The following is a 13349-nucleotide window of genomic DNA, read 5'->3' as shown; positions in this document are numbered from 1 at the left end:
GGCCACGGTGCGGATTTTGCCAGCATCGGCAATGGCGGGCATTAACCCTGACAAAAACGTTGTTATGAATGCGCGGCGCCCGGACCGGTTACCAATCGGCGTTCGCGCTATCGGTCCAGTTCGGCAAGGATCTCGGCCGTGTGCTGGCCGAGATCGGGAAGCGCAGCATCGCGCGGCCTTCCGTCGTCGATCGTCATGGGCAAGGCCGGCATGCGCAGTGTCCGGTTGCCGGGTGACGGCACGCTGATCACTCGTTCCGGTGTCGTGGCCTGCGCGTATTGGATGGCATCGCGCAGGTCGCGCACCGCGCCGCAGACGACCCCAGCGGCATTGAGCGTTCGGCAAGCTTCCTCGGTAGTCAGCGCCGACAACGCGCCGGCAAGCATGCGGAGCAAGGCCGGTCGATTCGCCACGCGCGCGGCGTTGTCGTGAAAGCGTGGGTCTTGCGCGAGTTCCGGCAGTCCCAGGCATTCGCACAAGCGGGCAAAGTGGTCCTGCAGATAGGCCGAGATCACGATTCTGCCGTCGGCAGTCGGTACCACATCCGCCGCCGGCGCCATCGTCGGCTGGCCATTGCCGCAGCGTGACGGCGCCGCGTCGAGCAACTGGTACTCGGCCCATTGCTGGCTCAGCGCATCGGCTGCCACGTCGATCAGCGACACCTTGACGTGGGCGCCTTGTCCGGTGATGCCACGGCGCGCCAGCGCGGCGAGCACGCCCGTCGCCAGCGTACGGCCGGCCAGCACATCGACAACCGTGAACCCCACGCGCGTCGGATCGGCGTGGGCATCTCCGTTCATGCTCATCATTCCGCTTTCGGCCTGCGCGGCGATATCGAGGCCCGGACGCGCCGCCGCCGGCCCACTGTCGCCGAAGCCGTTGACGGAGCCGTAGACAAGCCGGGGAAGCACACCCCGAAGCTGCTCGGCGCCAAGCCCGTACTTCTCCATCACGCCCGGACGCGCGTTCTGCAGCACCACATCGGCGCGGCGCACCAGATCCATCGCCACGCGACGATCCTCCGCGCGGCGCAGATCGAGGACGATCGAACGCTTGCCGCGGTTATATGCGGAAAACATGGGGCCACAGGCATCCGCCTGCCAGCCCGAGCGACGGCTTGCATCGCCGCCCGGAGGCTCGACCTTGATCACATCGGCGCCCAGATCGGCCAGGACTTGTCCCGCCGACGGCGCTGCGATGAACTGGCCGAAATCGACGACGCGCAGACCGGCCAACATGGCCGCATCCACGCCGCTTTTATCGAACGAACTACTGGATTTCATGCCTTCTCACTCCGGCTTGACGCCGGCGTCCTGTGCAATGCGTTGCCATGCCACCGTATCGTCGGCGACCACTTTCCGGAACTGCGCCGGCGTCAGGGCCGGAGCGACAGGGAGGTTCAGCGCGGTCAGGCGGTCGCGAAACGCCGGCGTCGCGATGGCGCGCACCACCTCCTTGTTCAACCGCTCCACCAGCGCCCCGGGTGTGCCCGCCGGCGCGAACATGCCGTACCAGCTGGTGGTCGGAAACGGATAGCCTTGCTCTCCCATGGTCGGCACATTCGGGAACTGCGGCAAGCGACTGGAGCCGCTGACGGCGATCGGCACCAGCCGGCCGGCTTTGACGAGGCCGATCTGCGAGCTGACGTCGACCCAGCCGACGGGCAACAGACCGCTCTGAACGTCCGTCGCCACGGCGGCGGTGCCTTTGTACGGCGCGTGAACCATGTCGAGATTCGCCTTCTTCAGAAAGCTCTCCATGGTCAGATGCCCACCCGATCCCATGCCCCACGATCCGTAGCTGAGTTGGCCCGGGCGCTGCCTGACATAGGCCACAAGCTCCTTCAGGTTGTGGACCGGCACCTTGGGCGAGGCCACCATCAGGTTGCCGAAGCTGCCGATCTGCGCAATCGGTTCGAAACGCTTGAGCGGATCGGGCGCGCGCGTGTAAAGCGCAGGGTTGACGACCATCGCGCCGGCATAGGTAAGCAGTAGTGTGTAGCCGTCCGGGCTTGCGGCGGACACGGTTTCGCTGGCAATCAAGCCGTTCGCGCCGGGCTTGTTCTCGACCACGAAGGGCTTGCCGAACACCGAGCCGAGTTGCTCGGCAAGAAGGCGCGCGAGCGTATCCGTACCGCCCCCGGCCGCACTGGCGACGACCAGCTTGACCGGGCGGTTCGGCCAGCCTTCGTTGTCCTGGGCAAACGCCATCGGTGAAGCCATCGATGAAGCGGTCAGTGCCAGCATGGCTGCCAGCCATTGCCTGCGCGTGTTCATGGTTTGTCTCCCTTTATCTGCCGATATTCGCGGTGCTTCCTGCTGGCGGGATCGGCGTGCTCGAATGCCGGTGTTCTCGCGTTCGAGACATTCCGGCGTTGACGTCAATCCAGCGCGGGGAACAGCACGTGCAAACTAACGCGGGGGGCTTCATGCATGCCACGCATGTTTCGCTATCTTGAACAAGGGCAGCGTCCCGGCGTTGAAGCATTCGGCGCAAAAAAAAGCGCCGGCGGGTATTCACCCCGCCGGCGCCGTCGGATGTCGCCGCTTGCGGCGCGCCTTACTTCGCCGTCGGCATCGCGAACTCCGCGCCCTTGCCGATGCTCTGCGGCCACCGCTGCATCACGGACTTCTGCTTGGTGTAGAAGCGCACGCCCTCTTCGCCATAGGCGTGGGTGTCGCCAAACAGGCTGCGCTTCCAGCCGCCGAAGCCGTGCCAGGCCATCGGCACGGGGATCGGCACATTGATGCCGACCATGCCCACCTGGATCCGGCGCGCGAATTCGCGGGCGACGCCGCCATCGCTGGTGTAGCACGCCACGCCGTTGCCGAATTCGTGCGCGTTGATCAGCTCGACCGCCTCGGCAAAGTCCTTGACGCGGACGCAGGCCAGCACCGGGCCGAAGATTTCCTCGCGATAGATCCGCATCTGCGGCGTGACGTTGTCGAACAGCGTGGCGCCGGTGAAGAAGCCGCCTTCATGGCCCGGCACGCGATGGTTGCGGCCATCGAGCACCAGGGTCGCGCCCTCTTCCACGCCCAGGCCGATATAGCCTTCGATCCGTTCCAGCGCCTGCCGCGTGACCACCGGACCCATTTCGGCTTCGGGATTCATGCCGTTGTCGATCTTCAGCGCGCGGGCGCGTTCGGCCAGCTTCGGAATCAGGCGATCGGCGGTGTCGCCGACCAGCACCGCAACCGACACCGCCATGCAGCGCTCGCCGGCCGAGCCATAGGCCGCGCCGATCAGCGCGTCGATGGCCATTTCGGGATCGGCATCGGGCATCACCACCAGATGGTTCTTGGCGCCGCCCAGGGCCTGCACGCGCTTGCCGAATTGCGCGGCACGCTCGCTGATTGCCTGCGCGATCGGCGTGGAGCCGACGAAGCTGACGGCCTTCACTTCCGGATGCGCGATCAGCGCATCGACCACGACCTTGTCGCCCTGCACAACGTTGAACACGCCCGCCGGCAAACCCGCCTCGGCGAGCAGATCGGCCATGAACAGGCTTGCGCTCGGATCGCGCTCGCTGGGCTTGAGCACGAAGGTATTGCCGGCGGCGATCGCGACCGGGAACATCCAGCACGGCACCATGCACGGGAAGTTGAACGGCGTGATGCCGGTCACCACGCCGAGCGGCTGGCGCATGGTCCAGTTGTCGATGCCGGTGCTGACCTGGTCGGTGTAATCGCCCTTCAGCAGTTGCGGAATGCCGCAGGCGAACTCGATCACGTCGATGCCGCGCATCACTTCGCCCTGCGCGTCGGAGAAGACCTTGCCGTGCTCGGCGGTGATGATCGCGGCCAGCGTGTCGCGATGCTGGTTCATCAGCTGCAGGAAGCGCTGCATCACGCGGGCGCGGCGGATCGGCGGCGTGTCGGCCCAGGCCGGGAACGCAGCGGCCGCCGCAGCGACGGCAGCGTCGACATCGGCCACTTCACCGAGCACAACCTTGCGCGCGGCTTCGCCGGTGGCCGGATTGAACACGTCCTGCCGGCGCTGGCTGCTGCCGCTCGTACGCTGGCCGCCGATGTAGTGGCCGACGTCGGCACGGTCGATATAGGCATGCGCTTGGGTCATCTCGGGCTCCTTGGTTCTGGGATTCAGTTCTGGGATTCAGTTCCGGAATCAGTTCTGGAATCGGTGGAATGGGCCCAGTGTAGGCGTCGCTCCCCGGCCCATTCAATAGCGCCACGCTTGACTCACTGTTCAATGAACTAAACAATCCGCCGATGGACAAGCAAAAGATCGAATCGCTGTGGGTGCACTTGCACTCGCTGGTGGTGCTCGGCGACGTCGGCAGCTATACCGCTGCTGCAACGCAGCTGGGCATCAGCAAGGGCGCGATGAGCCAGCGCATCGCGGAACTGGAGCGGGCGGCCGGCATCCCGCTGGTGCAGCGCACCACGCGCAGCGTCCGCCTGACCGAGGCGGGTCAGCGGCTGGTGGACGCGACGCGCATACCATTCGAGTCGATCGAGCGCAGCTTCGGCGACGTCAAGGACATGGGCGGCGAGCCGCGCGGGCTGGTGCGGATGACGGCGCCGGTCGCGCTGGGCCGCCAGCAGATCGTGCCCAGGCTGCCGCCATTTCTGGCGATGTATCCGCAGATCCGCGTCGAGCTGGAACTGTCGGACAGCTTCGCCTCGCTGGCGCGGGAGGGATTCGACCTGGCGGTACGCCACGCCTCTCGCGCACCGGATACGCATATCGCCTGGACGCTGTGCCGCACCGGCACGGTGCTGGTTGCCACGCGCGCCTATTTGCGGCGCCACGGCACGCCTGCGTCGCCGTCCGACCTGACCGCGCACAACTGCCTGCATTACTTCCGCCGCGGCGAACAGCCGACCTGGAGCTTCGAGCCGGTCAGAGGCGGTGCCGCCCGGCAAAGCGTCGGCATCCGGGGCAATTTCGCGGCGGACAACAGCGAGGCGCTGCGCGATGCCGCACTGGGCGGCCTTGGCATCGCGCTGGTGCCGGATTTCACCGCGCAGGCCGATCTGAATGCGGGCAAGCTGGTCCGCGTGCTGCCCGGTTGGCGGCCTTCGGGGGCCTTTGGCGATGCGATCTACGCGATCCGTCCGTACAGTCCCCTGCTGCCGCGGCCGGTGCGGCTATTGGTGGACTATCTGCGCGAAGCGCTGAAGGAAGGGTTCGGGATGCAATAGTCGCTACCCGGCCAGCTTTGCCGCCTCGGCCAGCATTCCATCGAGAATGCAATCGGCCAGCGGTTCGGGAAAGCCGTTCGGCAGCGCTTGCCGTATCGCCTGTGCCACCCGTGGCGCGCGTTCGGCCAGATCGTCGACCACGTACCGAGCGGGGCGTCCGTCGGGCGTGATCACGCCATGTCGCTCGCCGACGGCGACCCAATGGCGGCGCTGGATTTCCCGCATCTGGTAATGCGCATTGCGCGCTCGAACGGCCATCGCCATCTTGACCCGGAACGGCGACAGCTTGCCGGGCGCCTCTCCGATGATCGGGTATGCCGAGAGCACGTCGTACAGCGGCGTCATCTGGTACCGGCCTTCCGGACGCAGGAACAGGCTGAAGTTCTTTGCGTGTCCATCGGTGGCCCGCAGCATCCAGAACAGGACTTGCGCCTGGAAGAAGGTGCGGCGGTCCTCGTCGCGCGTCGTGGAGCCGGCCAGCGTTTCCATGATGCTGTCGATGCCGGGTCCGCCATCGGCTTCGTACTTGACCGCCGGCGGCACGCCCTTGGCCTGGCACATGTCCTCCTGCGGCAGGCGAACGAGGCGACGATCGCCGTCCGGACTTTGCCACCACATACGGTCGAATCGCTGCACGCTGAGCGCCTTCAGATCCTCGAACTGCACCGGTTCGCACTGCGCGACCGGCAGGCCGAACTCGCGCAGGATCAGCGAGCACAGCCACTCGTTCTCGACCGATTCGGTCATGTTCAGCTTCCGCCCGCCGACCAGGCCAAGCGGCAGCTTCAGGATGTGCGTGGTGGGCGTTTGGCCGCGTGGCAGGCACCAGGCGCCGTTGTAGAACAACAGCGCGGTCTTTTCCTGGGCGCCGGCGATCGAGATGCGGAACTCGTCCTGCTCGTCAATGAAGCCCGGCGGCGCGGATCGCAGCGTGCCGCGCAGCACCTGCGCGACCTGAGCCTCGGTCAACGGCTCCGCCTCGACGGGCTGCACACCTTCAGGCACGGTGCCGTCCGGCAGCAGTTGCAGCGCGCCCACGCAATCGCGGCCGATTTCGGCGAGCAGGTCGAAGGCGTCGGTCGAACCGGTGCGATACCGCCGCGCGATGCGCTCGCGAATCTCCCGGGTATCCGGCAACAGGTTGTCGAAGTAGGCCCGCACCTTGTCTCCGCGATGCGGTGCGTTGCCGGGGGTAAAGGGCAACGACAGGGACAAGGGCCGCCCGACGTCCGAGGCGACCCACTCCGGCGCGTACTGCAGCACATCGCCGGCACGTGGACTGAAGTGCCAGGTGCCGACGAACGCGCCGTTCATCCAAAGCGTCAACGTACGGGTATGCGATCGCCGTCCCATGATCACCAGACCTGCGGACTCGAGGAGGCAGTGCTACGCGACTGCGCAGTGGGCTTGTGCAGCACGAGCTCGACGCCGAGGACGCTGAGCAGGCGCATCAGCTTGTCGACGCTGACCCGCGCCGGATTGCGTTCCAGCGCGGACAGGGTCTGCTGGCTGACCCCCATGCGCAATGCCGCCTCGGCCTGGGTCAGGCCCATCTCCTTGCGGAAGGCCTGGAGCAGTTGCGGCAGTTGCTCGGCGGTGCGGACGGTGAAGTTGCTCATACATCCCTCTGGCGGTTTGCGATTTACAAGAGATACGTTGTATTTCTAAATTACTCGAAATTTTTTGTATTTCGAGGATACTCGATATTCCGAGTAAAACAAGGATACAACGTATCCCAAGTAAAAACGGGGCCAAAGCCCCACGGGGGAGCGCTTCACAACATTTTTCTTGCATCCCCGCCGATACTGTATATTCTTACAGTACCTGTACAAACATACAGTTTCGGGAGTGCCCATGGAAGACCTGATCCGGATTCAGAACGAATACGACCGTCTCGTCCTTCGGTGGCTGCGCCAACAGGTCGGTGACGACGCGGTGCGGCTGGCTGCCAGGCGCCTGAACGGCGAATCGAAGCCCTATGTGTCCGAAGTCTGTCGTGCGCTGGACATCCGTCCGCCGGCACGCAGCGCCTTCCGCATGGAAGCGGCCCGGACCAATCGGGCTGTCGGCGAGCGGTATCTGGCGCGCATTCGGCAGATCCTGTCCGGTTCATCGGCAGAAGGCCACCGGGTTGCCGACACGGCCTCCCGCCCGCGGCAGGCGCCCGCGCAACCGGCCCTGCCCTTCGGACAGGGTTTCGCCTTCGGCGGCGGCCTCACCGTGCGCGAGCCGACGGCGGGTGCACGATGAATGTCATGACAGTGATTGAAGATGCAGCAAGGCTCAGACTCAGACGTCCCCCTGAACCCGGAAAAGACGAGGTTGCGTTTGCACTTCGGTGCGGCGCTGCGGGCGGCGCGCACTGCCAGAGGCCTGTCGCAGGGCGCGTTCGGCACCGTGTCGAGCCGCACCTATGTCAGCAGCCTGGAGCGCGGGCAGAAGAGTCCGACGCTGGACAAGGTGGCGCAGATCGCCAGCGTCCTTGAGCTGCATCCGCTGACGCTGCACGCGTACACCTTTCTGCGCGACCCCACGCCGGAAGAACGCGTGATGCTGCTGCGGACGATCCGGGCGGAGTTGCGGCAATTGCTCGAGCAGGAGGCGGCGAAGCGAAACCGCTAGGGGTTCGCCAAGGCCGCGAAGTGCTGCGGAATTTGGCGGCGCGGCGACGCAGGCCGCAGCTCACTTCGTCAGGCCGGCTCCGCTTCGTTATCGGCAATCTGGAACTTGCGCATCTTCTCCCACAGCACCTTGCGGCTGATGCCAAGGCTGGCGGCGGTGTCCTGGCGGCGCCAGCCATTGGCATCGAGGGCGGCGATGATGCGACGGCGTTCCTCGACCTCGGTGCGCCAGTCGACGCCGCGGTCGTTGCCCTCGAACGCGCCCGGGCGCAGCGCGCGGAACAACGGGCGGATGCGATCCTGGTCCCACAATCCGTCGTGCTGGACCACGATCGCGACGCGCTCAGCCAGGTTGCGCAGCTCGCGGACGTTGCCGGCGAAATAGGCGGTACCGACCGCGCCCTTGAGCCAGTCCGGCATCGGCGGCAACGCGTCGTAGCCTGACCGGCCGAGAATCTGCCGCAGGAAGGCCTCGAGCAGCCCGACCTTGTCGGCAGGGCCGCGCTCCTCCAGGCTCGGAATCCGCAGTTCGATCACGGCCAGCCGGAAATACAGATCCGCGCGGAACTTGCCCTGCCCGACCGCCTCGCGCAGATCCTTGTTGGTGGCCGCAACGAGGCGGAAATTGAGCTTGACCGGCAGCGTCGAGCCAAGCCGCGTGACGACGTTCTCTTCCAGCACGCGCAGCAGCTTGACCTGCTGGAACAGCGGCAGATCGGCGATTTCGTCGAGGAACAGCGTGCCGCCGTTGGCCTGTTCGAAGTAACCGCGATGCGCGTACATCGCGCCGGTGAACGCGCCCTTGGCGTGGCCAAAGAACTGCGATTCGAACAACCCGTCGGGAATCGCGCCGCAGTTGACGGCAACGAACGGCCCCTTGCCGTACACGCTATGCCGCTCGTGGAACAGCCTTGCAATGCGTTCCTTGCCCGCGCCGGTCTCGCCATAGAGCATCACGTTGCTGTCGAAGTCCGCATAGGTATCGACATGCGACATCAACTGCTGCATCGCCGGCGAGCCGGCCACCAGTTCGGCGATGTCCGGCTGCACCTCGCTGGCCGCCAGCAGTTGCGGCAGCAGCTTGCCAAGCTGGGCGCGCAGGTCGGCGCCGGTGAAATCGTCGGACAGGATGTGCGCGTATTCCGGCGGGAAGCGGCCGGGGTCGTTGTCCCTCGTCGGCGCGGCTACCCAGATCACGGGCATGCCGTGCACCGCTTCCCAATCGAGCGCGGTGAACTTGGCGGCGCCGATCACCGACACGCTGATGATCGCGACCGACAGTTTCAGGCGCGGCTCGGTCGGCAGGCCTTCGAGCCCGCCGGCGCGGATCACTTCGGCGCCGAGCGGCGCGAGAAAGCGGGCTACGCGGTCGGCAAATTCGTATTTGCCCTCCCATACGTAGACTTCGAGATTTTCGTAGGCCCAGCGGTCTGTTTTCATGGCGATACTGCAATGGCCGCACGGCGGCTGGTCGTATTCATGTCGCGGTTCTCGCGGGTCAATAGACGAGTCTGGTGTTGTCGCAATCGACGTCGTGAACCCAGAGGTCTGCGTTGCTTAACTGGATGCCGAGGGCGGCGAGCAGGCCGTCGAGGGTGGGGCCGAGTACGCTGAATATCACGGAGCTCAGGGCGCTGACGATGCCGCCAAGCTTCAGGTCCAGGTTGAGGGTAGTGAGGATCAGATTCACTCTGACCTTTACATCGAGATTGCGGGCGAGGGCTTCGACCAGGGCTGCCAGCTGCCCAGGGGATGTGGTCGAGGTTTGCTCACCAGGGGCTAGCGTCGATGTCATGCTCGTCCCGGAAACGGTCTGCTGTTTTGGACTCGCGATTACCTTCAATATCAGCGCGTTCACCAACACGACATCGGATTCGGCGCACTGAGCCAAATCCTCACTGGCCAAACAGACCTTCGCCGCGGTGGTAACGGTATTGAGCGTGGCCCGCCGATCCGCTCGCGCCGCTGAACACCGCAAGCCGGTCAGCGCCGTTCGCGCTGTCGCGAGCTCCACGCGAAGCGGCAAGTTCAGCAGTTCGGATTCGCCCTCGGCCTCCGCCCCCAATTGAAGCTTGATGCCAAGATCCACCTGCGACGTGCGTGCTGTGGTCTCCCATCCCATTGGATCGGTCGTGGACCGACGCACTGGCCCTACCGCCATGCGCGGCGGCTCGACGATCCGCAGCGCCAGTTGCGAGCCTGGCAGTAGAGGCACCGCGCCAGCCAGATCAACCGCTGCGCCCCTGTTCGCCACCTGCGCCGCGAGCATCAACAACTCCGCCACATTCAGCCCAACGTCCGCCGCCGACGACATGGCTGGCGCGAGCACGCCGAGGTCGAGTACGCGTCCGACGTTGAGCCCCGCCGCCAGCGCCCTCGCATCGATGATCGCCGGCATTCCGCCCAGCATCGCGTTGAGCAGCGACTCCTTGTTCGCTGCGCCAAGCACCAGTGCGTAAAACTGCGACAACGACAGCCCGGCGTTCAGCAATTCGTCGACCGTGCCGACACCGGCCTTCAATCGCAACTGGTCGAGCGTGACGGTCGTATTGACCAGCCCCTGCCAATCCGATGCCGACAGGCTGATGGTATTGCCGAGCAACAGCGCCAGCGCGCTCCTCGACGATTCGAAATTCAGCAGTCCGCTGCCGACCGAGAACGCCGCCACCGGCGGACTGGCATTGCCGATCGCCTCGGCCCGCAGGCGCCGCCCTTCCCCGCCCGGCAGCCCGACCAGGATCGGCACGGTCTGCGAGACGACAACCCGCACGGCATTTGGCGACATGCGGGTCGGATCGTAGCCGCCACGGAAATGGCGGCCGCCGGCAGCGGCAGTCGCATCGTTCGGGTCCCAGACGCCGGCGCACACGGTCATACCGTCTTCCCCGCCGGGGCTGGTGCCGCAGTCTTCGCGCGCCGCGCCGCTGAAGCCATTCTGGGTCCCGGAGGCCTGCGCTGCCGCCAGCGCGCGTTCGGTCATCACCGCGTTGGTATCGGCCCGCCGCAATTGCTGGGCAGCCGCCAGCGCCGCCATGTCGGCAACCGACTGCAATTGCCGCTGCCGATAGAAGACATGTCCGACGTCGATGGACACCAGCGCGGCCATGCCGATGGTGGCCAGCAACACCACCATCAGGATGCTGACCGCGCCGCGCGATTGCGCGCGTGTCCGGTGTGTCCAGCTACGCCGAGCCATCGTCATTACTTCGAGGGCGTCAATCCAAGCAGGCTGACATTGCCGCCGCCGCTCGACTGCCCGACGAAACGCTCGGGAATCGGATGCTCGAAGCTCTTCAGATAACGGGCATGCGCAAGCGCGGCCTGCGCGCCCGGCATCTGCAGCGTGGCGCCGGCCTGGCTGCCGTCGCGCTGGATCGCCAGCAGGCTGCGCGTGTCGGTACCGATCGCGCCGTTCGCGGGGTTCTGGACCTGTGTGGGCGCACCCGCATCCGTGCTGGGCGAGGCGGTGGTCTGCGCGCCGGCAACCGGCATCCAGCTCGCGGCGCACAAGGCGATCGCGCCCGTACTGGCGATGCGCAATAGGCGCGACGGTCTAATGAAGTTCATGCCCTTCTCCTGTTGCTGTTCCGCTGGCTATCGAGCGCGGATCGTCAGCGCTTGTCATGGCGCGCTGGTCGGGTTCGTTGCCGCAGCCTGGCCGGGCTGCGCGGCGGTCGTCAGCGCGATGCGATGGGGCTTGGGACGCGTGCCGTTGGTACGCGCGGCCGCACGCTCCTGCCGCGCCGCCTCGCGTGCGATGCGGTCCGCCTCCTGCGCGATCGCCTTGCGGGTCGATGCCGACATCGACGCGCGCTCCATCAACGCCGTCGCCTGCTCGCGCTGGCGGGTCGCCAGCATCCAAACCACGGCGTTGCTGACGATGCGGGGATTGGCGCCATCGAGCTGCAAGGCCTGCATCACCGGCACGCGGGCCTGCTGCAACTGGCCCGCGCGCATCAGCGCATAGCCAAGGTCGCTGGCCACCAGCGCATTGGTCGGATCGCGCGACAGCGATGCCTCCAGCTGGGTCACCGCTTCGCCGAAATCGCCGCTGCGGCCTGCCAGCAGACCGAGGCCGTGATAGGCCCGGGCCGCATGGCTGCTGCCCAGCAGGTTGCGGTAAGCGATGGCGGCGGCTTCGTCCTGCTCGGTTTCACGCAGCGCATCGGCGCGCAGCATCGCCACGTCCGCGCTATCGCCGAAGCGCTGCTGGTAGGCATCGAGGTGCGCGAGCGAGGCGTAGTACAGCCCTTGCTGCTGCATCCGCTCGATCAGGCCGCGGTACACCGCGCGATCGTCGTACTGCTCCTGCGCCTGCTTGTCCTGCAGCCTGGACAGCGCGATCTGCGCATCGGCCTGCTTGCTCATCAGCGCCGCCGGATCGCTGGTGGCGCAACCGGCTGCCAGCCAGCCGGCGCTGGCGACGGTGACTGCGGCCAGCGTCGGGCGCCAGCGCGTTGCAGCCGGCCTTGGCTGCCGGGCACTGCCTTCTCCCGCCTGCGGGAGAGCGGTCGGGGCAGAGGGAACGGCGGCCGCATCACGAACGCTGCCGGCATGACGCGCGCCCTTGCCCTCTTCCCCCGCTCCTCTCCCGCGAGCGGGAGAGGGGAGAAAACCAGCTGCCGAGCGGATTCGTTGGTTAAAGCCCTTCATTGCACATCTCCAGCAAACTTCGCCAGCATCCGAATCACGCCGAGGAACCCCGGCCCCGCGGTCACGATCAGCAGCACTGGCAGCAGGCTGACCACCATCACGCCGGTCATCTTGACGGTCAGGCGGCCGACCTTCTCCTTCAGGCGCATCTTGCGCGCCTCCTGCAGCCGCAGGCCGAACAGCTTCAGCGGCTCCTGCACCGCGCCGCCGAAGCGGTCGACCTGGTTCAGCAGCATGATCAGACTGCGCAGGTCCTCGCTCTCGAACAGCTTGCCGATCCGTTGCAGCGTCTGCTCGCGCGAGCGGCCGGACGCGAATTGATCGTTGGCGCGCTTCAGTTCGGGCCCCAGCACCGGCAGCATGCTGCCGAACTCCGTGACGATCAGTTGCAGGCTCTGGTCGATCGACATGCCAACGCCTTGCAGCAGCCGCAGCATGTCGACCAATACCGGCAGTTCATCGTCGAGCTGGCGCATCCGGCTGGCGGCGCGTCGACGCAACACCGACTTGAACGCCAGAAACGACACCGCAAAGCCGCCGAACGCGGTAAACACCGCGCCCTGCAGCGATTCCGGCAGCCGCCACAGCATCAGCACCGCGGCGATCAGCAACGGCACGCAAAGACGCAACCCGCCGAACATGGCGCGCGCCTTCGGGCCATACCAGCCGCACTGTTCCAGCAGGCGGATCTCCTCGGGGCCGACGATCGCCTTGCCGAGCGGACTGGCGAGCCAGCGTTCGTCGAAGCGGCCGCCGAGCTGGGCGCCAATACGCGCCCGCGCACCGTTAGGGCCGGCTCCCGCGGCAGCGCCAGGCGCCGTCGCGGCCGCCGACACGGCGCCGGCGGTAGCCGCGACGTTGCCGCCGGCCTGGCGCCCGGCGATGGGCGCCGCGCCGGCCGAGGCGG

General features: G+C 66.5%; 13 protein-coding genes. 3 read left to right on the top strand and 10 right to left on the bottom strand.

Annotation, left to right across the window (positions count from 1 at the left end):
* Positions 1–107 precede the first annotated feature (107 nt).
* The 3 genes from F7Q96_RS24405 to F7Q96_RS24395 all read right to left on the bottom strand — a co-directional run bounded on the left by F7Q96_RS24405 (position 108) and on the right by F7Q96_RS24395 (position 4080).
* Positions 108–1283, bottom strand: coding sequence for a CaiB/BaiF CoA transferase family protein (locus F7Q96_RS24405; RefSeq protein ID WP_211923523.1), 1176 nt, complete (start codon positions 1281–1283; stop codon positions 108–110).
* Between the two features lie 6 nt (positions 1284–1289).
* Positions 1290–2276, bottom strand: coding sequence for a Bug family tripartite tricarboxylate transporter substrate binding protein (locus F7Q96_RS24400; RefSeq protein WP_053823571.1), 987 nt, complete (start codon positions 2274–2276; stop codon positions 1290–1292).
* A 283-nt stretch (positions 2277–2559) separates the two neighbouring features.
* Positions 2560–4080: a CoA-acylating methylmalonate-semialdehyde dehydrogenase gene (locus tag F7Q96_RS24395; protein WP_151023430.1), complete on the bottom strand. Its 1521-nt coding sequence runs from the start codon at positions 4078–4080 to the stop codon at positions 2560–2562.
* 152 nt (positions 4081–4232) lie between these two features.
* Between F7Q96_RS24395 and F7Q96_RS24390 the strand changes: the two genes are divergently transcribed.
* Positions 4233–5168, top strand: coding sequence for a LysR family transcriptional regulator (locus tag F7Q96_RS24390; protein WP_053823570.1), 936 nt, complete (start codon positions 4233–4235; stop codon positions 5166–5168).
* Between the two features lie 3 nt (positions 5169–5171).
* Here the strand turns inward: F7Q96_RS24390 and F7Q96_RS24385 are convergent, their stop codons facing one another.
* The gene (locus F7Q96_RS24385; RefSeq protein WP_409364651.1) at positions 5172–6524 is read right to left on the bottom strand and encodes a type II toxin-antitoxin system HipA family toxin; all 1353 of its coding nucleotides are present in this window, start codon (positions 6522–6524) and stop codon (positions 5172–5174) included.
* The gene (locus tag F7Q96_RS24380) at positions 6524–6787 is read right to left on the bottom strand and encodes a helix-turn-helix domain-containing protein (protein WP_053823569.1); all 264 of its coding nucleotides are present in this window, start codon (positions 6785–6787) and stop codon (positions 6524–6526) included. The genes F7Q96_RS24385 and F7Q96_RS24380 overlap by 1 nt, the downstream gene beginning before the upstream one ends.
* Positions 6788–7022: 235 nt before the next feature.
* Between F7Q96_RS24380 and F7Q96_RS24375 the strand changes: the two genes are divergently transcribed.
* Together F7Q96_RS24375 and F7Q96_RS24370 are read left to right on the top strand one after the other, a co-directional pair.
* A complete protein-coding gene (locus F7Q96_RS24375) occupies positions 7023–7418 on the top strand; it encodes a hypothetical protein (protein WP_315904145.1) in 396 nt (131 codons plus the stop codon).
* Positions 7419–7439: 21 nt separating this feature from the next.
* On the top strand, positions 7440–7790 hold the full coding sequence (locus tag F7Q96_RS24370) for a helix-turn-helix domain-containing protein (protein WP_082371693.1): 351 nt from the start codon (positions 7440–7442) through the stop codon (positions 7788–7790).
* 68 nt (positions 7791–7858) lie between these two features.
* On the opposite strand, the gene F7Q96_RS24365 is transcribed toward F7Q96_RS24370, so the two are convergent.
* From F7Q96_RS24365 to F7Q96_RS24345, 5 genes are all read right to left on the bottom strand, one after another.
* The gene (locus F7Q96_RS24365) at positions 7859–9229 is read right to left on the bottom strand and encodes a sigma 54-interacting transcriptional regulator (protein ID WP_053823567.1); all 1371 of its coding nucleotides are present in this window, start codon (positions 9227–9229) and stop codon (positions 7859–7861) included.
* A 58-nt stretch (positions 9230–9287) separates the two neighbouring features.
* Complete coding sequence (locus F7Q96_RS24360) at positions 9288–10985, bottom strand: TadG family pilus assembly protein (protein WP_082371854.1); 1698 nt, start codon at positions 10983–10985, stop codon at positions 9288–9290.
* A gap of 5 nt (positions 10986–10990) precedes the next feature.
* On the bottom strand, positions 10991–11356 hold the full coding sequence (locus F7Q96_RS24355; protein WP_082371692.1) for a DUF3613 domain-containing protein: 366 nt from the start codon (positions 11354–11356) through the stop codon (positions 10991–10993).
* A 54-nt stretch (positions 11357–11410) separates the two neighbouring features.
* Positions 11411–12157, bottom strand: coding sequence for a tetratricopeptide repeat protein (locus tag F7Q96_RS24350; RefSeq protein ID WP_158507279.1), 747 nt, complete (start codon positions 12155–12157; stop codon positions 11411–11413).
* Positions 12158–12438: 281 nt separating this feature from the next.
* On the bottom strand, positions 12439–13349 hold a 911-nt coding region (locus F7Q96_RS24345), incomplete at its 5' end, for a type II secretion system F family protein (protein WP_409364733.1).

This window comes from Cupriavidus gilardii (assembly GCF_008801915.1).
Lineage (GTDB): Bacteria > Pseudomonadota > Gammaproteobacteria > Burkholderiales > Burkholderiaceae > Cupriavidus > Cupriavidus gilardii.
This window is presented reverse-complemented; position numbering and strand designations above follow the sequence as displayed.

Bases quoted from the DNA above. Each gene is read 5' to 3' on its own strand.
- F7Q96_RS24380 (WP_053823569.1), bottom strand. From the start codon at position 6,787: ATGAGCAACTTCACCGTCCGCACCGCCGAGCAACTGCCGCAACTGCTC.
- F7Q96_RS24370 (WP_082371693.1), top strand. From the start codon at position 7,440: ATGCAGCAAGGCTCAGACTCAGACGTCCCCCTGAACCCGGAAAAGACG.
- F7Q96_RS24390 (WP_053823570.1), top strand. From the start codon at position 4,233: ATGGACAAGCAAAAGATCGAATCGCTGTGGGTGCACTTGCACTCGCTG.
- F7Q96_RS24375 (WP_315904145.1), top strand. From the start codon at position 7,023: ATGGAAGACCTGATCCGGATTCAGAACGAATACGACCGTCTCGTCCTT.
- F7Q96_RS24355 (WP_082371692.1), bottom strand. From the start codon at position 11,356: ATGAACTTCATTAGACCGTCGCGCCTATTGCGCATCGCCAGTACGGGC.
- F7Q96_RS24365 (WP_053823567.1), bottom strand. From the start codon at position 9,229: ATGAAAACAGACCGCTGGGCCTACGAAAATCTCGAAGTCTACGTATGG.
- F7Q96_RS24360 (WP_082371854.1), bottom strand. From the start codon at position 10,985: ATGGCTCGGCGTAGCTGGACACACCGGACACGCGCGCAATCGCGCGGC.
- F7Q96_RS24400 (WP_053823571.1), bottom strand. From the start codon at position 2,276: ATGAACACGCGCAGGCAATGGCTGGCAGCCATGCTGGCACTGACCGCT.
- F7Q96_RS24405 (WP_211923523.1), bottom strand. From the start codon at position 1,283: ATGAAATCCAGTAGTTCGTTCGATAAAAGCGGCGTGGATGCGGCCATG.
- F7Q96_RS24350 (WP_158507279.1), bottom strand. From the start codon at position 12,157: ATGAGCAAGCAGGCCGATGCGCAGATCGCGCTGTCCAGGCTGCAGGAC.
- F7Q96_RS24395 (WP_151023430.1), bottom strand. From the start codon at position 4,080: ATGACCCAAGCGCATGCCTATATCGACCGTGCCGACGTCGGCCACTAC.